The organism is Natronomonas salinimetallica (assembly GCF_013839515.1).
In the GTDB taxonomy this organism is placed as follows: Archaea; Halobacteriota; Halobacteria; order Halobacteriales; family Haloarculaceae; genus Natronomonas.
On the sequence record NZ_JACDNQ010000003.1, the window covers coordinates 92126 to 106168 of the forward strand.

The following is a 14043-nucleotide window of genomic DNA, read 5'->3' on the forward strand; positions in this document are numbered from 1 at the left end:
GAGAGACAATGACACACGAGGCGACCGTCCGTGGTCTCGGAGTCAGCGTCGACGAGGAGGGGAGCGAGGGGTCACCGGTCGTCGTCCTTCGGGCACGGGGGGAGGTTCTTCCGATCTTTATCAGTCCCGATCAGGCGAAATCCATCTCACACGCGCTCGAAGGCCGCCCCTTCGAGCGCCCGCTCACCCACGACCTGTTCGTCGAGATGCTGACCGAGTTCGGTGGAGCGATCGACCGGGTCCGGATCGACGGGCTCTCGGACAACACGTTCTTGGGAAAGATCGATACGGAACGGTACTCGGCGGGGGCGCGACACGAACTCACGTTCGATGCCCGCCCCAGCGATGCGATCGCGTTGGCTCTCAGAGTCGAATGCCCGATCCTCGTCGGCGGCGACGTTCTCGACGAGGCGGGCCGCCCGCCCGACGCCTTCGAAGTCCGGTGAGCGTAGCGTCACGACGTCCGGGCCGGGGTGGCCGTCACCGGCAGGTTTCGACGGAGGCCTCCTGCCCCCTCGGAACCGCGATCCAGGCCCCGTCAGTCCCGACGTCGGCGATGACGAACGCGGACCGTCCCTCGTAGTAGTCGTAGGCTTCCTGAACGTTTCTGTCCCCGGCCCTCTCCACCGTGTCCCCGGCCCTCTCCACCATATCCGGTCGAACACGCCGGTCGGATAATATTCTTGCGAAATGCCGGAATGTCTCCCCTGCGGGGCGGACATACGATCACCCGTCGTCGTATCGATCCGCGGCGGACTCGAACGCGAACTCCGAGCGTTCCTTCGAGCGCCGTCCCTCGGCGGCCGCCACGCCATCCGGATCGGGCGCGGCGTCGTCGTCGACCCGTGCCCACGAACCGTGGACCTTCGCGTGACACCACCGACACAGCGACACCGTGATCTCGTGTGCCAGCTCCGTTCGACCGTCGTCGGGGTATTCGAGGTGGTGCTCTTCCAGTAACGGGCGGGTCTCTTCGCCCGCCAACCGTCGCTCTTCGAGCCCACAGCGCCGACACGTCCGCGACGTATCGGTGGCACGGAACTTCGGACAGTCCCTCCAGGCCCACTCGCCCTCGGGATCGGCGGCCGGACACCGAAGGCCGTCGGCGTAGCGCTTCCGTGAGAACTCGGGGTCGCTGTGGCCGTGTTCGGCGGCGTACCGACAGCGCCCGTCGTCGGCGAGGAAATCACACCGTTCGACGACGGCGTATGGGTCGTCGACGCCGACGGAGGTCCCCCGCGGTGTCTTCTCCATGCGGGGGATTCGTTCTTCGACTACCTGAACGTTCGGCCGGACGCACCCGACGCGCTCGACGCGTCACGCTGATACGACCGCGGCCCGACCGTTCGATATGGACGCGGCGGCGGTCAGTGCTCGGGCGTCGGAGCTTCCCGACGATCCGGGCGTCTATCAGTTCGAAGCCGGCGAACGGGTGTTGTACGTCGGAAAGGCGGTCGATATCCGCGACCGGGTCCGGTCGTACACCGATCCACGCAGCGAGCGGATCCGTCGGATGGTCGAAGCCGCGGTGCGGATCGACTTCGCCGTCACCGACACCGAGACGCAGGCGCTGTTGCTCGAGGCCAACCTGATAAAACGCCATCAGCCACGATACAACGTCCGACTGAAGGACGACAAGTCCTACCCCCTCGTCGCGATCACGGATCACGACGCGCCCCGGATCGAGATCACGCGCGATCCCGAGGACGGCGCGACCGTCTTCGGCCCCTTCACGGATAAGGGACGCGTCGAGACGGTACTCAAGTCCGTTCGACGGGTCTACGGCCTCAGGGGGTGTTCGGACCACAAATACCGGAACCGCGACCGGCCCTGTCTCGACCACGAGATGGGGCTGTGTACCGCCCCCTGTACCGGCGAAATTTCCGCCGACGCTTACCTCGAGGACGTCGAATCCGCGATCCGGTTCCTGGAGGGTGAGACGGGCGTCCTCGCGGAGCCGCTGCGGCGGCGGATGGGGGCTGCCGCGGAGGAGCACTCCTTCGAGCGCGCGGCGGCGCTTCGGGACGAACTCGACGCCGTCGAGGCGTTTCACGGTGGCGGCGGCGACGCCGTGGTCGGGCGCGGCGAGGAGTTCGTCGACGTTCTCGGCGTCGCGAGTGAAGGGGCGGAAGCGACCGTCGCACGACTCCACAGCGAGGGCGGCAAACTGGTCGATCGTGAGCGCCACCGCGTCGACGCTCCCGAGTCGGGTGCCGGTACCGGAGCCGTCCTCGCCGCTTTCGTTCCGCAGTTCTACGCCGACCGACCGCTGCCGGACGCGCTCCTGTTGCCGGAGCGCTACGACGATCCGGACCTCGATCGCTGGCTCGACGCCGAGGGCGTCTCGGTCCGCGTACCCGGGGCGGGCCGGGAGGCGACGCTCGTCGAGTTGGCGATCAAGAACGCCAGCCGTCGGGTCGGCGAGGCCGACCCCACGGGCGAACTCGCCCGACGGCTCGGCATCGACCGGATCGACCGGATCGAGGGCTTCGACGTGAGCCACGCGGGCGGCCGTTCGGTCGTCGGGAGCGACGTCGTCTTCGTCGGCGGCGACCCCGACAAGCGCGGCTACCGCCGGAAGAAACTCGAGGAGACCAACGACGACTACGCGAACATGAACCTCCTGCTCCGATGGCGCGCCGAGCGGGCGATCGGGGGCCGCGACGACCGCCCCGATCCGGATCTACTGTTGATCGATGGCGGGGCGGGCCAGCGGAACGCCGCACGCGAGGCGCTCGCCGAGACCGGCTGGGACGTCCCCGTGATCGCCCTCGCGAAGGCCGAAGAACGCGTGATCACCGCCGACGGGAGCCGTACGTGGGACGACGACGATCCCGCGTTACACCTCCTCCAGCGCGTTCGCGACGAGGCCCACCGCTTTGCCGTCCAGTACCACCGAACCGTCCGTGATACGGTCTCGACGCCGCTGGACGAGGTCCCGGGCGTCGGCCCCGAACTCCGAAACCGGCTCCTCGGGCGCTTCGGTAGCGTCGAGGGCGTTCGCGCCGCGTCGGCCGAGGAACTCGAAACCGTCGACGGCGTCGGTGCGGCGACCGCCGAGACGATCGATCGGGCCCTCTGATCTCCGTGTGACTTATCTCACTCGCCCTCTCCCGTCAGCAGCCCCGTCTGGACGACCCGTCTCCGCTTTTGGGACTGGTCGATACACGTTTTAAGCCGAAATGCATAAATCAATCATGAGGAACTCGGACACCACACGGCCGGAAGCAGCGGACATGCTGTCCGCGCTCGCGGACGCTACGTCGCGGGATATCCTCGAGGCTACGGCAGGTGACTCCGCAACGGTGTCGGAACTGGCCGACCGGTGTGGCATCCCGACGTCCACAGCGTATCGAAAGGTCGAACGACTGGTCGAGGCGGGTCTGTTGACAGAACGGGTGCGAATACGGCCGGAGAACCGGAATCCCTGGGAGTATCTCCTGGGCCGGGGCGAAATAACCCTCACGATCGACGGCTCGGGCGCGCTGTCCCTCGATTACGACGTCGACGGCAGCGACCGTCTCGAGGATGACACCGGGGTCGGCGAGGGGACGTCGACGCCGACCCGGATTTCGACCGACGGCGGAACGGACCTCGAAGAGAAGCGCTGACATTCGGGGACGGAGTCACCTTGTCCGCTCCGCTGGCGTGATTGGCGTCGGAGCTCCGCTGGCGGACGGGAAACGACGCCTGTGAAACGGCGCGTCGATACTGATGGCGGGAAGGGTACTGGCCGCCCTCCAAGACGAGGGGCTCACGGACGTCCCGCCGGCAGTATCACTCCACGATATCGATCGCCGGCCGCGACGGTTCCGCCTTCTCTCGGACGTCGTCGGGCGCGTCTTCGGCGGCGAGGACGCGCACGTCGGCGTCGAACTCCCGCTCGATCAGCCAGGCAGCCGACTCCAACGCGTCGAGTTCGGTGTCGGGATCGAGCGTCCGCTGGAGCGCCTCACGGCTCTCTTGGAGGTTCTGGCCGTAGGCGGCCGCCGCCTCGCCGTGGCGTTTGATTTCGTCGCGTTGCATCAACGCCCCGATGACGTTCGGCGCGTCGCTGTCGATGGCGACGTTCAGCGCCTCGTGTTTCCACTCGGGCGTGACGACGATGTCGATCCGTTCGGGGTCGTCGATGCCGGCGACGTCGACGATCTGTCGGACGTCCTCACGGGTATTCTCGACGAGCCGTCGACGTTTCTCGGCGGTCTCGCGGTCGGCGTCCGAGTCGGGCCAGTCCGCGTCGACGACGAAGCCGTCCTCGCCGAGCGTCTCCCACAACTCCTCGCAGACGTGGGGGGTAACGGGCGCGAGCAGCCGGATCGAGACCGACAGCGCGCGTTCGAACGTCTCCTCGTGGACCGCCGCGTACTCGCGGTACTGTCTGAGCGTGCTGACGAGTGATTGGGCCTCGCGGACGGCAGTGTTGAACACCAGCCCGTCGTACTCCTCGGTTGCGACGACGACGGCGGCCCCGGTTTCGTCTTCGACGTACTCCGCGATCGAGTCGGTCTCGGCCGTCGTCTCGATCCCGCCGCCGGCGTAGGCCCCGACGAGTTCTTTGAGCCGCGAGAGGAAGCGGTAGGCCGACTGGACGCCCTGTTCGGACCAATCGAAGTCACGCTCGGGCTGGGCGGCCTGCATCATGAACAGCCGGGCGGTGTCGGCACCGTACTCCGAGACGATCGCCTGCGGGGAGACGACGTTGCCCTTCGATTTCGACATCTTCTCGCCGTCGAGTTGGACCATCCCCTGGGCGAGCAGGTTCTCGAAGGGTTCGCGGTGTTCGAGCCCCTCGTGGTCGGCGAGCGTCTTGGTCACGAACCGCGAGTACAGGAGATGCATCACGGCGTGCTCGATGCCGCCGACGTACTGATCGACCGGCATCCAGTCGTTGGCCCGACCGAGATCGAAGGGAGCGTCCCCGAGGTCGGGGGAGACGTACCGCAGGAAGTACCACGAGGAGTCGACGAAAGTGTCCATCGTGTCGGTCTCGCGTTCGGCGTCGGCACCGCAGTCGGGACACGCCGTCTGCTTCCACTCCTCGGCGGCGTCGAGGGGGTTGCCGGTAGTGTTTATGAACTCCGGCAACTCGACCGGGAGCTCACCCTCGGGGACCGGCACCGCCCCGCACGCCTCGCAGTGGACGATCGGGATCGGGGTCCCCCAGTAGCGCTGTCTGGAGATGCCCCAATCGCGCAGTCGGTACTGGGTGTGGTAGTCGGCAACGTCGACGTCCTCGGTCAGCCGCTCGCGCGCCTCGGCACTTTCGAGCCCCGAGTACTCCCCGGAGTTGACGAGGACGCCGTCCTCGGTGTAGGCCTCCTCGCTCACGTCGGGGGGCTCGGCCTCGCCACCGTCGGGGGCGGGCGCTATCACCGGCCGGACGTCGATACCCATCTTCTCCGCGAAGACGTGGTCGCGGGTGTCGTGGCCGGGCACGCCCATCAGCGCGCCTGTACCGACGTCCGAGAGGACGAAGTCGGCGACAAACACGGGCAGCTCCTCGCCCGTGACGGGGTTCGTGGCCGTCAGATCCGTCTCGACGCCGTTCGGCTCGTCGCCCTCCGGGTCGGCTTCGTGTTCGAGAAACGCCTGAACCGACTCGTCGGTCTCGGTCAGGTCCTCGGTGATCGGATGATCCGGGGCCAACGCGAAGAACGTCGCCCCGAAGATGGTGTCGACGCGGGTTGTGAACGCCTCGACCCCGCCGTACTCCTCGCCGGCCCCCGAGACGTCGAACTCGAGGCGTGTTCCCGTCTGACGGCCGATCCAGTTGCGTTGCATCTGTCGGACGGAGTCGGGCCATCCCTCCAACCCGTCGATGGCGTCGACCAGTTCGTCGGCGTACTCCGTGATCGAGAGGAACCACTGTTCGAGCTCGCGCCGTTCGACGGGCGTCTCACAGCGCCAACAGCGTTCGTCGTCCCCCTCGACCTGCTCGTCGGCCAACACGGTCTCACACTCGGGACACCAGTTGACCTCGGCGTCGCGGCGCTCGGCGAGGCCCTCCCGCAAAAAGCGCAAAAAGAGCCACTGGTTCCACTTGTAGTACTCCGGGGTACAGGTCGTGATCTCCCGTTCCCAGTCGTAGCCGAAGCCCATCGACTCCATCTGGCGCTTCATGGTTTCGATACAATCGAAGGTCCAGTCGCGAGGACTGGTGTCGCGCTCCTTGGCGGCGTTTTCGGCGGGGAGTCCGAACGCGTCCCATCCCATCGGATGGAGGACGTCGTCGCCACACATCCGGCGATACCGGGCGTAGGCGTCCGTTATGGTGTAGTTCCGGACGTGTCCCATGTGGAGCTGTCCGGAGGGGTACGGGTACATCCCGAGGACGTACGTCGGATCCTCGACGTCGTCGGGGGTCCGATACGCGGAGGCGTCGTCCCAGGCCTCCTGCCAGCGTCGTTCGACCGCGGCGTGGTCGTATCCGTCGTCGTACATAGAGAGGAAGGTACACCGACCTTCCGTCGGTTCGGCCCTTAAACTTTCCATCCCGCGGTCACGTTCCCGCGGGTCGGGAACTATCACCAACGGTGATACCCTCGGGGGCCGAACGAGAAGGTATGATCCGAGATATCACAGTGAGGCGGCTGCGAGGGGTGGTACACTCGATACGGACCTCGGAGGGCGAGGACGATCAACTGGCCAACCCCAAGATCGCGGCGGCGGCGGGGATACTCGTCGTATTGCTTCCCCTCGTACCGTTTTTCGCTGTCGTCTGGATGATCTCGAAGACGCTGGAGGGTGTCCGACAGCGCGTCTCCTGGGAGTGATCCTGCCGGCGAGATCGGACGCGATCCGCCGTCGCTCGGATACGAGACGCGTCACTTCCGTCTGCTTTCGCGCATCCCCTCGGAGAAACTGACGATCGTCTTCCGGATGAACAGAAACAGCGCGAAGACGACGAGCAAGAGCACCAGAATGATGCCGACCAACACGGGATCGACGCCGAAAAAAAGCGATAGCGGGACGCCGACAGCCGTAGTCGTCGGGACGGGGACTGTCATACCCGGTCCTTACGCCCCCGAGACAAAATCGTTTCGGGGATCGGACCGCGTCCCGCCCTCCGCTTTCCGGGCCGACGCGTGAAATCGACGCGCCGACGCGCGAAACAGATGCGCCGACGCGCGAAACAGATGCGCCGACGCGTAAAATCGACGCGCCGACGCGTGATAGCGTGTATAAACGCTCATGCGTGCGGGGTCAATACGCTCGGTCGATGAGCCTCCTCCCCTCCAGTCCGGACGTCGCCTCCGACGGCGAACCACGGGTCGTCGGTCTCGACAGCGCGGCGGCCGACGACCTGATGGCCGCCCTCTCCTCCGGGACGGCCCGGCGTATTCTGTCCGCGCTTCACGCGGACCCGGCCCCGCCCGCCAAACTCGCCGACCGGGTCGATACGTCCCTTCAGAACGCCCAGTACCACCTCGAACAGCTGGAGGACGCCGGCGCGATCGAGGTCGTCGGAACGGCCTACTCGGAGAAGGGCCGGGAGATGTCGGTCTACGGTCCCGCCGACAGCCCCCTCGTCATCGTCGCCGGCGAGGACGAACAGGCCTCCGGGCTTCGGGCGGCCCTCTCTCGGCTCTTCGCCGGCTTCCTCGCTCTCGGCGTCGGCGGCATCGTCGTCCAGACGCTGTTCGGGGGCGATCGAACCGCCGGGGACGCCGCTCCGCGTGGCTCCTCGGCGGACGATACCGGCCCGACGCCCGACGGGGACGACGTCGGGGCGCTCGACGGTCCGGCCGACACCCCCCGAGCCGAACCGACGCCGACCCCGGAGGCGGTCGAGGAGCCACTCGCCCCGGAACCGGCCGCCACGCCGATTCCGGAAGCCGGGGACGCCGGAACGGAGGCGGCGGACGGCCTTCTTGCCGCCGTCGAGGGGGTCTTCACCGGCGGGATGCCTCCCGGAGTGGCCTTCTTCCTCGGCGGCGCGGTCGTCTTGACGCTCGTCGTCGGCGTCACCTACCTCCATGCGCGGCGTCGCCCGCCCCGTGAGTAAAAGACCGATCGTACCTTCCGGTGGCCTCTTTATATATCGGTGCCACGTACCGGATGCGCTGAACGCTTCGGCCCTCGACGACCGCCTGTTCCCCGCTAGCGGCGTTCGGCGCGTTCACCTCCCCTCTGTCGACGTCCCGTCGCCCGCCCGACGGCGGCGTCACCCGACGTCACGTGGCCCGACGGCGAACCGGTCGAAGACCTCCCCGGACGGTTCGACGAGTCGCCCGCGCGCGATACCTTCGGTGTCGTCCCACTCGAGTTCGGCGTGGGCGGGGCGGTGCCAGCGCGGATCGGCGTGGCTTCCGGGGTTGAGTGCCGGAACGCCCCCGTCGCGGAACCCCGGCTCGTGGGAGTGGCCGACGACGACGAGGTCGGCGTTCGACTGTCTGGCGAACATCGACAGCCCAGTGTCGGTGTGTTCGTGGCCGTGGACGACGGCGATTCGGAGCCCTCGCCATTCGACGCGCCGGTCGGTCGGGACCCGCTCGCACACCGCCGACGTGTCGTTGTTGCCCGAGACGCCGTGGACGGGGCCGTACGATTCGAAGTCGTCTAGCACCGCGGCGGTCATGAAATCGCCCGCGTGGACGATCGCCTCCGCGGCGTCGACGGCCTCCGCGGTCCGCCCCGAGAGCCGTGCGTCCTCGTGGCCGTGGGTGTCCGAGAGAACAGCGAGCATGCGGGCGCTTCGAGGTGGGAGAACAAATGTCCACCGGCGTCGGGAAGCGATCCGACGACGGACATCCGGTGGGCGGACGGCCCGTATCGAGTCCTTTTTTCCGCCGCCCATCCAACATGTGATATGCTCAACGCGGGCGTCATCGCGGTACAAGGCGATGTCGCCGAACACGCCGAGGCGATCGAGCGGGCCGCCGACCGGCACGGCGAGTCCTGTACCGTCGAGACGATTCGGTCCTCGGGAACCGTTCCGGACTGCGATCTGCTTCTCGTGCCGGGCGGGGAGTCGACGACGATCTCGCGGCTGCTCGCGGAGGAGGGAATCGACGAGGAGATCGAGGCGTTCGCCGCCGCCGGCAAACCGATGCTCGCCACCTGTGCGGGTCTCATCGTCGCCAGTTCGGATCCGAAAGACGACCGTGTGTCGGCGCTCGACATCCTCGACGTGAGCGTCGACCGGAACGCCTTCGGGCGACAGAAGGACAGCTTCGAGACCCGCCTCGACGTCGCCGGCCTCGGGGAACCCTTCCCGGCGGTGTTCATCCGAGCGCCGACGATCGATTCGGTCGGCGACGGCGTCGAGGTCCTCGCCTCGGTCGACGGCCGGCCGGTCGCCGTCCGGCAGGACAACGTCCTCGGCACCTCGTTTCACCCGGAGCTGACCGACGACTCCCGGATCCACGGACTGGCCTTCTTCGACTGACATCCCCCCACGAGTGACGTCGTGGGGTTCTCTCGAACCCGGTAGTACGACCAACCGGACGACCCGCCGGAGTTGTTTCGGCTGTTGTCGGATTCATCCCACGGCTGCGGCCGTCGGCTTTCCCCTCGAACCACGTAACGCCGCCGCCGCGATGTCGCTCCGACGGCGCGCGGCGACCGCCTGGGTTTTTAGGTATCCGGCGCCTCCAGCGGGTATGGACGCACACATCGAAGGCGTCCGCGTCGCCGAATCCCCCTCCGGGGTCGTCGCCGTCGTGACGCTCGGCGTCGAGGACGACACGGACGTGTTGCCGATCTTCGTCGGCGTCGAGGAGGCTGCGAGCATCGCTCGCGGCCTCGATGCGACGGACATCGGCCGCCCCCTCACGCACGATCTGCTCCTCGACGTCACCGAGGAGTTGGGCGGTCGCATCGATCGCGTCGTCGTCTCGGCGATCGACGACGGTACGTACATCGCCGACCTCCACCTCGAGACGCCCCGGCAGGCGGCCACCGTCGACGCCCGCCCGAGCGACTCGCTCGCCCTCGCAGCGCGGACGAACGCCGACGTCGAGATCGAGCCGTCGGTGTTCGACGCCGGCCGTGAACCGCTCGAGGAGTACGCGGACCTCGATGACATCCGGGAGGTGATCGGCGCATGACCGGCCGCGGCGACCACGGGTCGGACGGCGACCGGCGGCCGGAGGCGGAGATCCTCGACGATCTCTTTGCCGTGATCGAATCGCGCAAGACGGAACTGCCCGAGGACTCCTATACCGCCTCGCTGTTTACCCACGAGAAAGGCGACAACGCCGTCCTCGAAAAACTCGGCGAGGAGACGACCGAACTCGTCTTGGCGGCCAAGGACGACGATACCGAGGAGATGGCCCACGAAGCCGCGGACATCGTCTACCACATGCTCGTCTTGCTGTCGATGAAGGGCATGGACCTCGACGATCTCAGGGCGGAACTCCGCGACCGGTACTGACCGGCCCTATCGGGACCGCTCTACAGGTCATACGTTTCCGGGCCGCTCCACAGGTCATACGTTTCCGGGCCGCATCACAACCCTTCGAGCGACCGGAGCCGCTGTTCGACCGACGGCGGCGCGGCGCTCGGCCCGTCCGAGACGCGGTGATCGGGGACGACGAGCGGCGCGGGATTTCCGTCCAGGGCCGTCCTGATGAGCACCTGATCGTCCTCCGAGCTGGGATCGAGCCCCGGTGTCGTCCGCGCGAGCGTCCCGACGGTCACGTTCTCGCCGTAGGGCACCGTCCGGAGGCTCTCCAGTACCTCCCGACGGTCGGTCGCCATCGTCATCGCCACGTCGACGTCCCGGAAGTCGTCGGCCGTCCCCTGGAGGTAACGTTCGATCCGATCCAAGAGCGGGTGGTCGGTATCGGCGTCCTCCTCGGGCGTCTCCGGAAACGAGACCGAGAGCACGCGCCCGCTCGCGATCCCGAGTTGTACGTGTCGTTCCAGATACGGCGACCGTCGGGCGTGGATGCCCGCATCGGGCTGGGTGTCCATGCCACCGATTCGGGCGCGAGTGATTTGAACATGCGGGGCCGTCGGAGGCCACGGGGGACGACAATCCATATGGGAGCCGGCCCGTAACCCCGGGTATGGAACCACGACACCGCCCTCGGCGGCTCCGGACCGACGGTATCCGGCCGCTGGTCAGCGAGACGGCACTGTCCCCGACGGATCTCGTCGCGCCGGTCTTCGTCGACGCGACGGCCGACGAGCGAGCCGAGATCGAGTCGATGCCGGGACACGAGCGCGTACCCCTCGCGGAGAGCGTGGCGCGGGTCCGTGAGATCACCGACACCGGCGTCGAGGCGGTCATCCTCTTCGGGATCCCCGACTCGAAGGACGACGCGGGCTCGCGGGCGTGGGCCGAAGACGGCGTCGTCCAGCGGGCCGTCCGCCGGATCACGTCCGAGACCGACGCCTACGTCATCACCGACGTCTGTCTGTGCGAATACACGTCGCATGGCCACTGCGGAATCCTCGAGGAGGGGGCCGAATCCGATCCCCGACTGACGGTCGACAACGACGCGACGCTCGAACGGCTCGATCGAGTCGCGGTCTCACACGCCGATGCGGGTGCCGACATGATCGCACCTTCGGGGATGATGGACGGCATGGTCGAGGCGCTCCGTTCGGGACTCGACCGGGCAGGACACGAGGACGTCCCGATCATGTCCTACGCGGCGAAGTACGAATCCGCCTTTTACGGCCCGTTCCGGGACGCCGCCGACGGCGCGCCGGCCTTCGGCGATCGTCGCCATTATCAGATGAATCCCGCGAACGCGCGCGAGGCACACCGCGAGGTCGCCCTCGACGTCGAGGAGGGCGCGGACGTGTTGATGGTCAAACCGGCCCTGCCGTACCTCGACGTCGTCGCCGACGTCCGACGGTCCTTCGATCACCCCGTGGCGGCCTACAACGTCTCCGGGGAGTACGCGATGTTGTGCGCCGCCGCCGATCGGGGGTGGCTCTCCCTGGAGGCGGTCGCCCACGAGTCGCTGCTGTCGATCAAACGAGCGGGTGCCGACCTGATCATTACGTACTTCGCCGAGGACGTCGCGCGGTCCCTATAGCGTCCGCGCGCGCGCCGAATCGGGGCGACATCGGGGGAGTCGCGTCGATCACGGCCGTACGAACGTCCACAAAACGCCGCCGAACACCGTCGAATTATTGACGCGATACGTCCTTATATTGCTATTATTATCACCCATATCGTACGATCGTCTACCTCTGATGTATTGAATGGGTCAATGTAAACTCCAACATTTATATAGAGGGCTTCCATGAGGGTAGCGTGTGATGCGGAACACAAACGTAGCGGAAACGAGAGAATGTATGGACGTATATGAAAATATTTTCGGCAAATTAGCGGAGGTGACACGATGATCGAGACGATCCCGATGCAGACCGGTGCCGAGGCGATCGCCGAGGGGGTCAACTGGCTGTGGATCCTCGTGGTGACGTTCCTCATCTTCTTCATGCACGCGGGCTTTGCGATGTTGGAGGCGGGACAGGTACGTTCGAAGAACGTCGCAAACCAGCTGACGAAGAACATGTTGACGTGGTCGGTCGGCGTCGTGACGTTCTTCGTCCTCGGTGCCGGCGTATCGGGGATCATCGGTGCGTTGACCGGCGGCGGCTCCTACGGCGCGATCTCGCAGTTCGGTGCCGGTAACTTCGGCTGGGTCAACTGGCTGTACGGTGCCGTCTTCGCGATGACGATGGCGACGATCGTCTCCGGCGCGGTCGCCGGCCGCGCGAAACTCCGCGCGTACGTGACCTACACCTTCCTCGTCGCCGCGGTCATCTACCCCGTCGTCACCGGGATGACGTGGGGCGGCGGCTTCGTCGCCGGTCTCGGCTTCCACGACTTCGCGGGCGGAATGATCGTCCACGGCGTCGGCGGGATCGCGGGCCTGACGGCGGCGTACATGCTCGGTGCCCGGATGGGCCGGTTCAACGACGACGGCTCCGTCAACGTTATTCCGGGTCACTCGATGACGTTCGCCGTCCTCGGGACGCTCGTCCTCGCGTTCGGCTGGTACGGGTTCAACGTCGGAACCTCGGTCAACGTCTTCGCGGTCGAGGGCGGCGAGGTCGTCCTCGGTGCCGGCTGGGAGATCGTCGGTCGCGTCGCGTTGAACACCACCCTCGGGATGGCGATGGGCGCGCTCGGTGCCGGTCTCGTCGCGCTGGCCCGAAGCGGCAAAGTCGATACGCTGTACGTCGCAAACGGGATGCTCGCCGGCCTCGTCGGCGTCACGGGCACGGCCGACGTGCTCACCCCGATGGGTGGCATCGCGCTCGGCTTCCTCGCCGGCGCACAGCTCCCGATCGTCTTCAGCTTCGTCGAAAAGAGACTGAAGATCGACGACGTCTGTGCCGTCTTCCCGGTCCACGGTAGCGCCGGTGCCCTCGGGATCGTCCTCTTCCCGCTGTGGTCAACCGGCGGTTCGCCCGTCGGCGGCGGCGTCGTCCCCGGCGGCATCCTGAGCGTCGAGGCGAGCATGTTCGTCCCGCAGATCCTCGGCACGCTCGTCATCACCGTCTGGACGGTCGTTGCGACCGCGGCCGTCTGGGGTGCGTTCAAGGCGGTCGGGCAAGCCCGCGTCGAGCCGGATCACGAACGTGACGGCCTCGACGTCTCCGAGCACGGCGTCGACACCTACCCCGAGTTCGGCGGCCGCGACGCGATCGCCACCGACGGCGGCCACGCCTCCACGACGGACGAGACGGACGGCATCATCCGTACTGACGGGGGGACCCCCAACGACGGCGAGATCAAGATGGTCATGGGCTTTATCCGTCCCGACACGCTCTCGGACGTGAAACAGGGCCTCGCGGAGATCGGTGCCCCCTCGCTCACCGTTACGAACGTCTCCGGCCGCGGCTCACAGCCGGCGAAGACCGGCCAGTGGCGTGGCGAGGAGTACAGCGTCGACCTCCACCAGAAGGTCAAAATCGAGTGCGTCGTCGCCGACATCCCCGCCGAGGACGTCGCCGAGGCGATAACCGAGGCCGGGAAGACTGGCGAACCCGGCGACGGCAAGGTATTCATCCTCCCGGTCGAGGAGGCCTACCAGATCCGCACCGGCGAGGTCGGTACCGACGCCGTCTGACCGT

General features: G+C 67.1%; 16 protein-coding genes. 10 read left to right on the forward strand and 6 right to left on the reverse strand.

All coding sequences use genetic code 11. The features are described from left to right. The first annotated feature begins 8 nt into the window (after nucleotides 1-8). Nucleotides 9-446 carry a bifunctional nuclease family protein gene (locus tag HZR14_RS03025; protein ID WP_181691392.1) on the forward strand — a complete coding sequence of 146 codons (438 nt, stop codon included), beginning with the start codon at nucleotides 9-11 and terminating at the stop codon, nucleotides 444-446. A gap of 34 nt (nucleotides 447-480) precedes the next feature. On the opposite strand, the gene HZR14_RS03030 is transcribed toward HZR14_RS03025, so the two are convergent. Both HZR14_RS03030 and HZR14_RS03035 read right to left on the reverse strand, forming a co-directional pair. Further along, the gene (locus HZR14_RS03030; RefSeq protein WP_181691393.1) at nucleotides 481-651 is read right to left on the reverse strand and encodes a DUF7556 family protein; all 171 of its coding nucleotides are present in this window, start codon (nucleotides 649-651) and stop codon (nucleotides 481-483) included. 75 nt (nucleotides 652-726) lie between these two features. Further along, a complete protein-coding gene (locus tag HZR14_RS03035; RefSeq protein WP_181691394.1) occupies nucleotides 727-1254 on the reverse strand; it encodes a DUF7097 family protein in 528 nt (175 codons plus the stop codon). A 97-nt stretch (nucleotides 1255-1351) separates the two neighbouring features. Here HZR14_RS03035 and HZR14_RS03040 point away from each other — a divergent pair, with 97 nt between their 5' ends. Together HZR14_RS03040 and HZR14_RS03045 are read left to right on the forward strand one after the other, a co-directional pair. Further along, complete coding sequence (locus tag HZR14_RS03040) at nucleotides 1352-3082, forward strand: excinuclease ABC subunit C (RefSeq protein WP_181691395.1); 1731 nt, start codon at nucleotides 1352-1354, stop codon at nucleotides 3080-3082. 115 nt (nucleotides 3083-3197) lie between these two features. Continuing rightward, the gene (locus HZR14_RS03045) at nucleotides 3198-3611 is read left to right on the forward strand and encodes an ArsR/SmtB family transcription factor (protein ID WP_220132420.1); all 414 of its coding nucleotides are present in this window, start codon (nucleotides 3198-3200) and stop codon (nucleotides 3609-3611) included. Between the two features lie 166 nt (nucleotides 3612-3777). Here the strand turns inward: HZR14_RS03045 and leuS are convergent, their stop codons facing one another. Continuing rightward, entirely contained in the window at nucleotides 3778-6441 is a 2664-nt protein-coding gene (gene leuS, locus HZR14_RS03050) for a leucine--tRNA ligase (protein WP_181691397.1), read from the reverse strand. A 122-nt stretch (nucleotides 6442-6563) separates the two neighbouring features. On the opposite strand from leuS, the gene HZR14_RS03055 reads away from it, so the two are divergent. Continuing rightward, nucleotides 6564-6773 carry a DUF7535 family protein gene (locus HZR14_RS03055; protein WP_181691398.1) on the forward strand — a complete coding sequence of 70 codons (210 nt, stop codon included), beginning with the start codon at nucleotides 6564-6566 and terminating at the stop codon, nucleotides 6771-6773. Nucleotides 6774-6824: 51 nt separating this feature from the next. Here HZR14_RS03055 and HZR14_RS03060 read toward each other — a convergent pair whose 3' ends face one another. Continuing rightward, nucleotides 6825-7007 carry a DUF7859 family protein gene (locus HZR14_RS03060; protein WP_181691399.1) on the reverse strand — a complete coding sequence of 61 codons (183 nt, stop codon included), beginning with the start codon at nucleotides 7005-7007 and terminating at the stop codon, nucleotides 6825-6827. Between the two features lie 212 nt (nucleotides 7008-7219). Between HZR14_RS03060 and HZR14_RS03065 the strand changes: the two genes are divergently transcribed. After that, nucleotides 7220-8005: an ArsR/SmtB family transcription factor gene (locus tag HZR14_RS03065; protein ID WP_181691400.1), complete on the forward strand. Its 786-nt coding sequence runs from the start codon at nucleotides 7220-7222 to the stop codon at nucleotides 8003-8005. Nucleotides 8006-8164: 159 nt separating this feature from the next. Here HZR14_RS03065 and HZR14_RS03070 read toward each other — a convergent pair whose 3' ends face one another. Then, complete coding sequence (locus tag HZR14_RS03070; protein WP_181691401.1) at nucleotides 8165-8686, reverse strand: metallophosphoesterase; 522 nt, start codon at nucleotides 8684-8686, stop codon at nucleotides 8165-8167. Between the two features lie 123 nt (nucleotides 8687-8809). Here HZR14_RS03070 and pdxT point away from each other — a divergent pair, with 123 nt between their 5' ends. From pdxT to hisE, 3 genes are all read left to right on the forward strand, one after another. After that, the gene (gene pdxT / locus HZR14_RS03075) at nucleotides 8810-9388 is read left to right on the forward strand and encodes a pyridoxal 5'-phosphate synthase glutaminase subunit PdxT (RefSeq protein ID WP_181691402.1); all 579 of its coding nucleotides are present in this window, start codon (nucleotides 8810-8812) and stop codon (nucleotides 9386-9388) included. A 214-nt stretch (nucleotides 9389-9602) separates the two neighbouring features. After that, nucleotides 9603-10049: a bifunctional nuclease family protein gene (locus HZR14_RS03080; RefSeq protein WP_181691403.1), complete on the forward strand. Its 447-nt coding sequence runs from the start codon at nucleotides 9603-9605 to the stop codon at nucleotides 10047-10049. Continuing rightward, nucleotides 10046-10375, forward strand: coding sequence for a phosphoribosyl-ATP diphosphatase (gene hisE / locus HZR14_RS03085; protein WP_181691404.1), 330 nt, complete (start codon nucleotides 10046-10048; stop codon nucleotides 10373-10375). Before HZR14_RS03080 ends, hisE begins: the two co-directional genes overlap by 4 nt. Nucleotides 10376-10449: 74 nt before the next feature. On the opposite strand, the gene HZR14_RS03090 is transcribed toward hisE, so the two are convergent. Continuing rightward, a complete protein-coding gene (locus HZR14_RS03090; RefSeq protein WP_181691405.1) occupies nucleotides 10450-10917 on the reverse strand; it encodes an MGMT family protein in 468 nt (155 codons plus the stop codon). A 95-nt stretch (nucleotides 10918-11012) separates the two neighbouring features. Here HZR14_RS03090 and hemB point away from each other — a divergent pair, with 95 nt between their 5' ends. Both hemB and HZR14_RS03100 read left to right on the forward strand, forming a co-directional pair. Continuing rightward, nucleotides 11013-11993 (forward strand): porphobilinogen synthase, encoded by a 981-nt coding sequence (gene hemB, locus HZR14_RS03095; protein ID WP_181691406.1) that lies wholly within the window; start codon nucleotides 11013-11015, stop codon nucleotides 11991-11993. 309 nt (nucleotides 11994-12302) lie between these two features. Further along, nucleotides 12303-14039, forward strand: coding sequence for an ammonium transporter (locus HZR14_RS03100; RefSeq protein ID WP_181691407.1), 1737 nt, complete (start codon nucleotides 12303-12305; stop codon nucleotides 14037-14039). The last annotated feature ends 4 nt before the right edge of the window (nucleotides 14040-14043 follow it).

Coding starts and splice junctions, on each gene's coding strand:
- HZR14_RS03030 (WP_181691393.1), bottom strand. CDS start 651: ATGGTGGAGAGGGCCGGGGACACGGTGGAGAGGGCCGGGGACAGAAAC.
- HZR14_RS03040 (WP_181691395.1), top strand. CDS start 1,352: ATGGACGCGGCGGCGGTCAGTGCTCGGGCGTCGGAGCTTCCCGACGAT.
- HZR14_RS03045 (WP_220132420.1), top strand. CDS start 3,198: ATGAGGAACTCGGACACCACACGGCCGGAAGCAGCGGACATGCTGTCC.
- HZR14_RS03060 (WP_181691399.1), bottom strand. CDS start 7,007: ATGACAGTCCCCGTCCCGACGACTACGGCTGTCGGCGTCCCGCTATCG.
- HZR14_RS03065 (WP_181691400.1), top strand. CDS start 7,220: ATGAGCCTCCTCCCCTCCAGTCCGGACGTCGCCTCCGACGGCGAACCA.
- HZR14_RS03055 (WP_181691398.1), top strand. CDS start 6,564: ATGATCCGAGATATCACAGTGAGGCGGCTGCGAGGGGTGGTACACTCG.
- HZR14_RS03090 (WP_181691405.1), bottom strand. CDS start 10,917: ATGGACACCCAGCCCGATGCGGGCATCCACGCCCGACGGTCGCCGTAT.
- HZR14_RS03035 (WP_181691394.1), bottom strand. CDS start 1,254: ATGGAGAAGACACCGCGGGGGACCTCCGTCGGCGTCGACGACCCATAC.
- HZR14_RS03080 (WP_181691403.1), top strand. CDS start 9,603: ATGGACGCACACATCGAAGGCGTCCGCGTCGCCGAATCCCCCTCCGGG.
- HZR14_RS03025 (WP_181691392.1), top strand. CDS start 9: ATGACACACGAGGCGACCGTCCGTGGTCTCGGAGTCAGCGTCGACGAG.
- hisE (WP_181691404.1), top strand. CDS start 10,046: ATGACCGGCCGCGGCGACCACGGGTCGGACGGCGACCGGCGGCCGGAG.
- HZR14_RS03070 (WP_181691401.1), bottom strand. CDS start 8,686: ATGCTCGCTGTTCTCTCGGACACCCACGGCCACGAGGACGCACGGCTC.
- hemB (WP_181691406.1), top strand. CDS start 11,013: ATGGAACCACGACACCGCCCTCGGCGGCTCCGGACCGACGGTATCCGG.
- pdxT (WP_181691402.1), top strand. CDS start 8,810: ATGCTCAACGCGGGCGTCATCGCGGTACAAGGCGATGTCGCCGAACAC.
- leuS (WP_181691397.1), bottom strand. CDS start 6,441: ATGTACGACGACGGATACGACCACGCCGCGGTCGAACGACGCTGGCAG.
- HZR14_RS03100 (WP_181691407.1), top strand. CDS start 12,303: ATGATCGAGACGATCCCGATGCAGACCGGTGCCGAGGCGATCGCCGAG.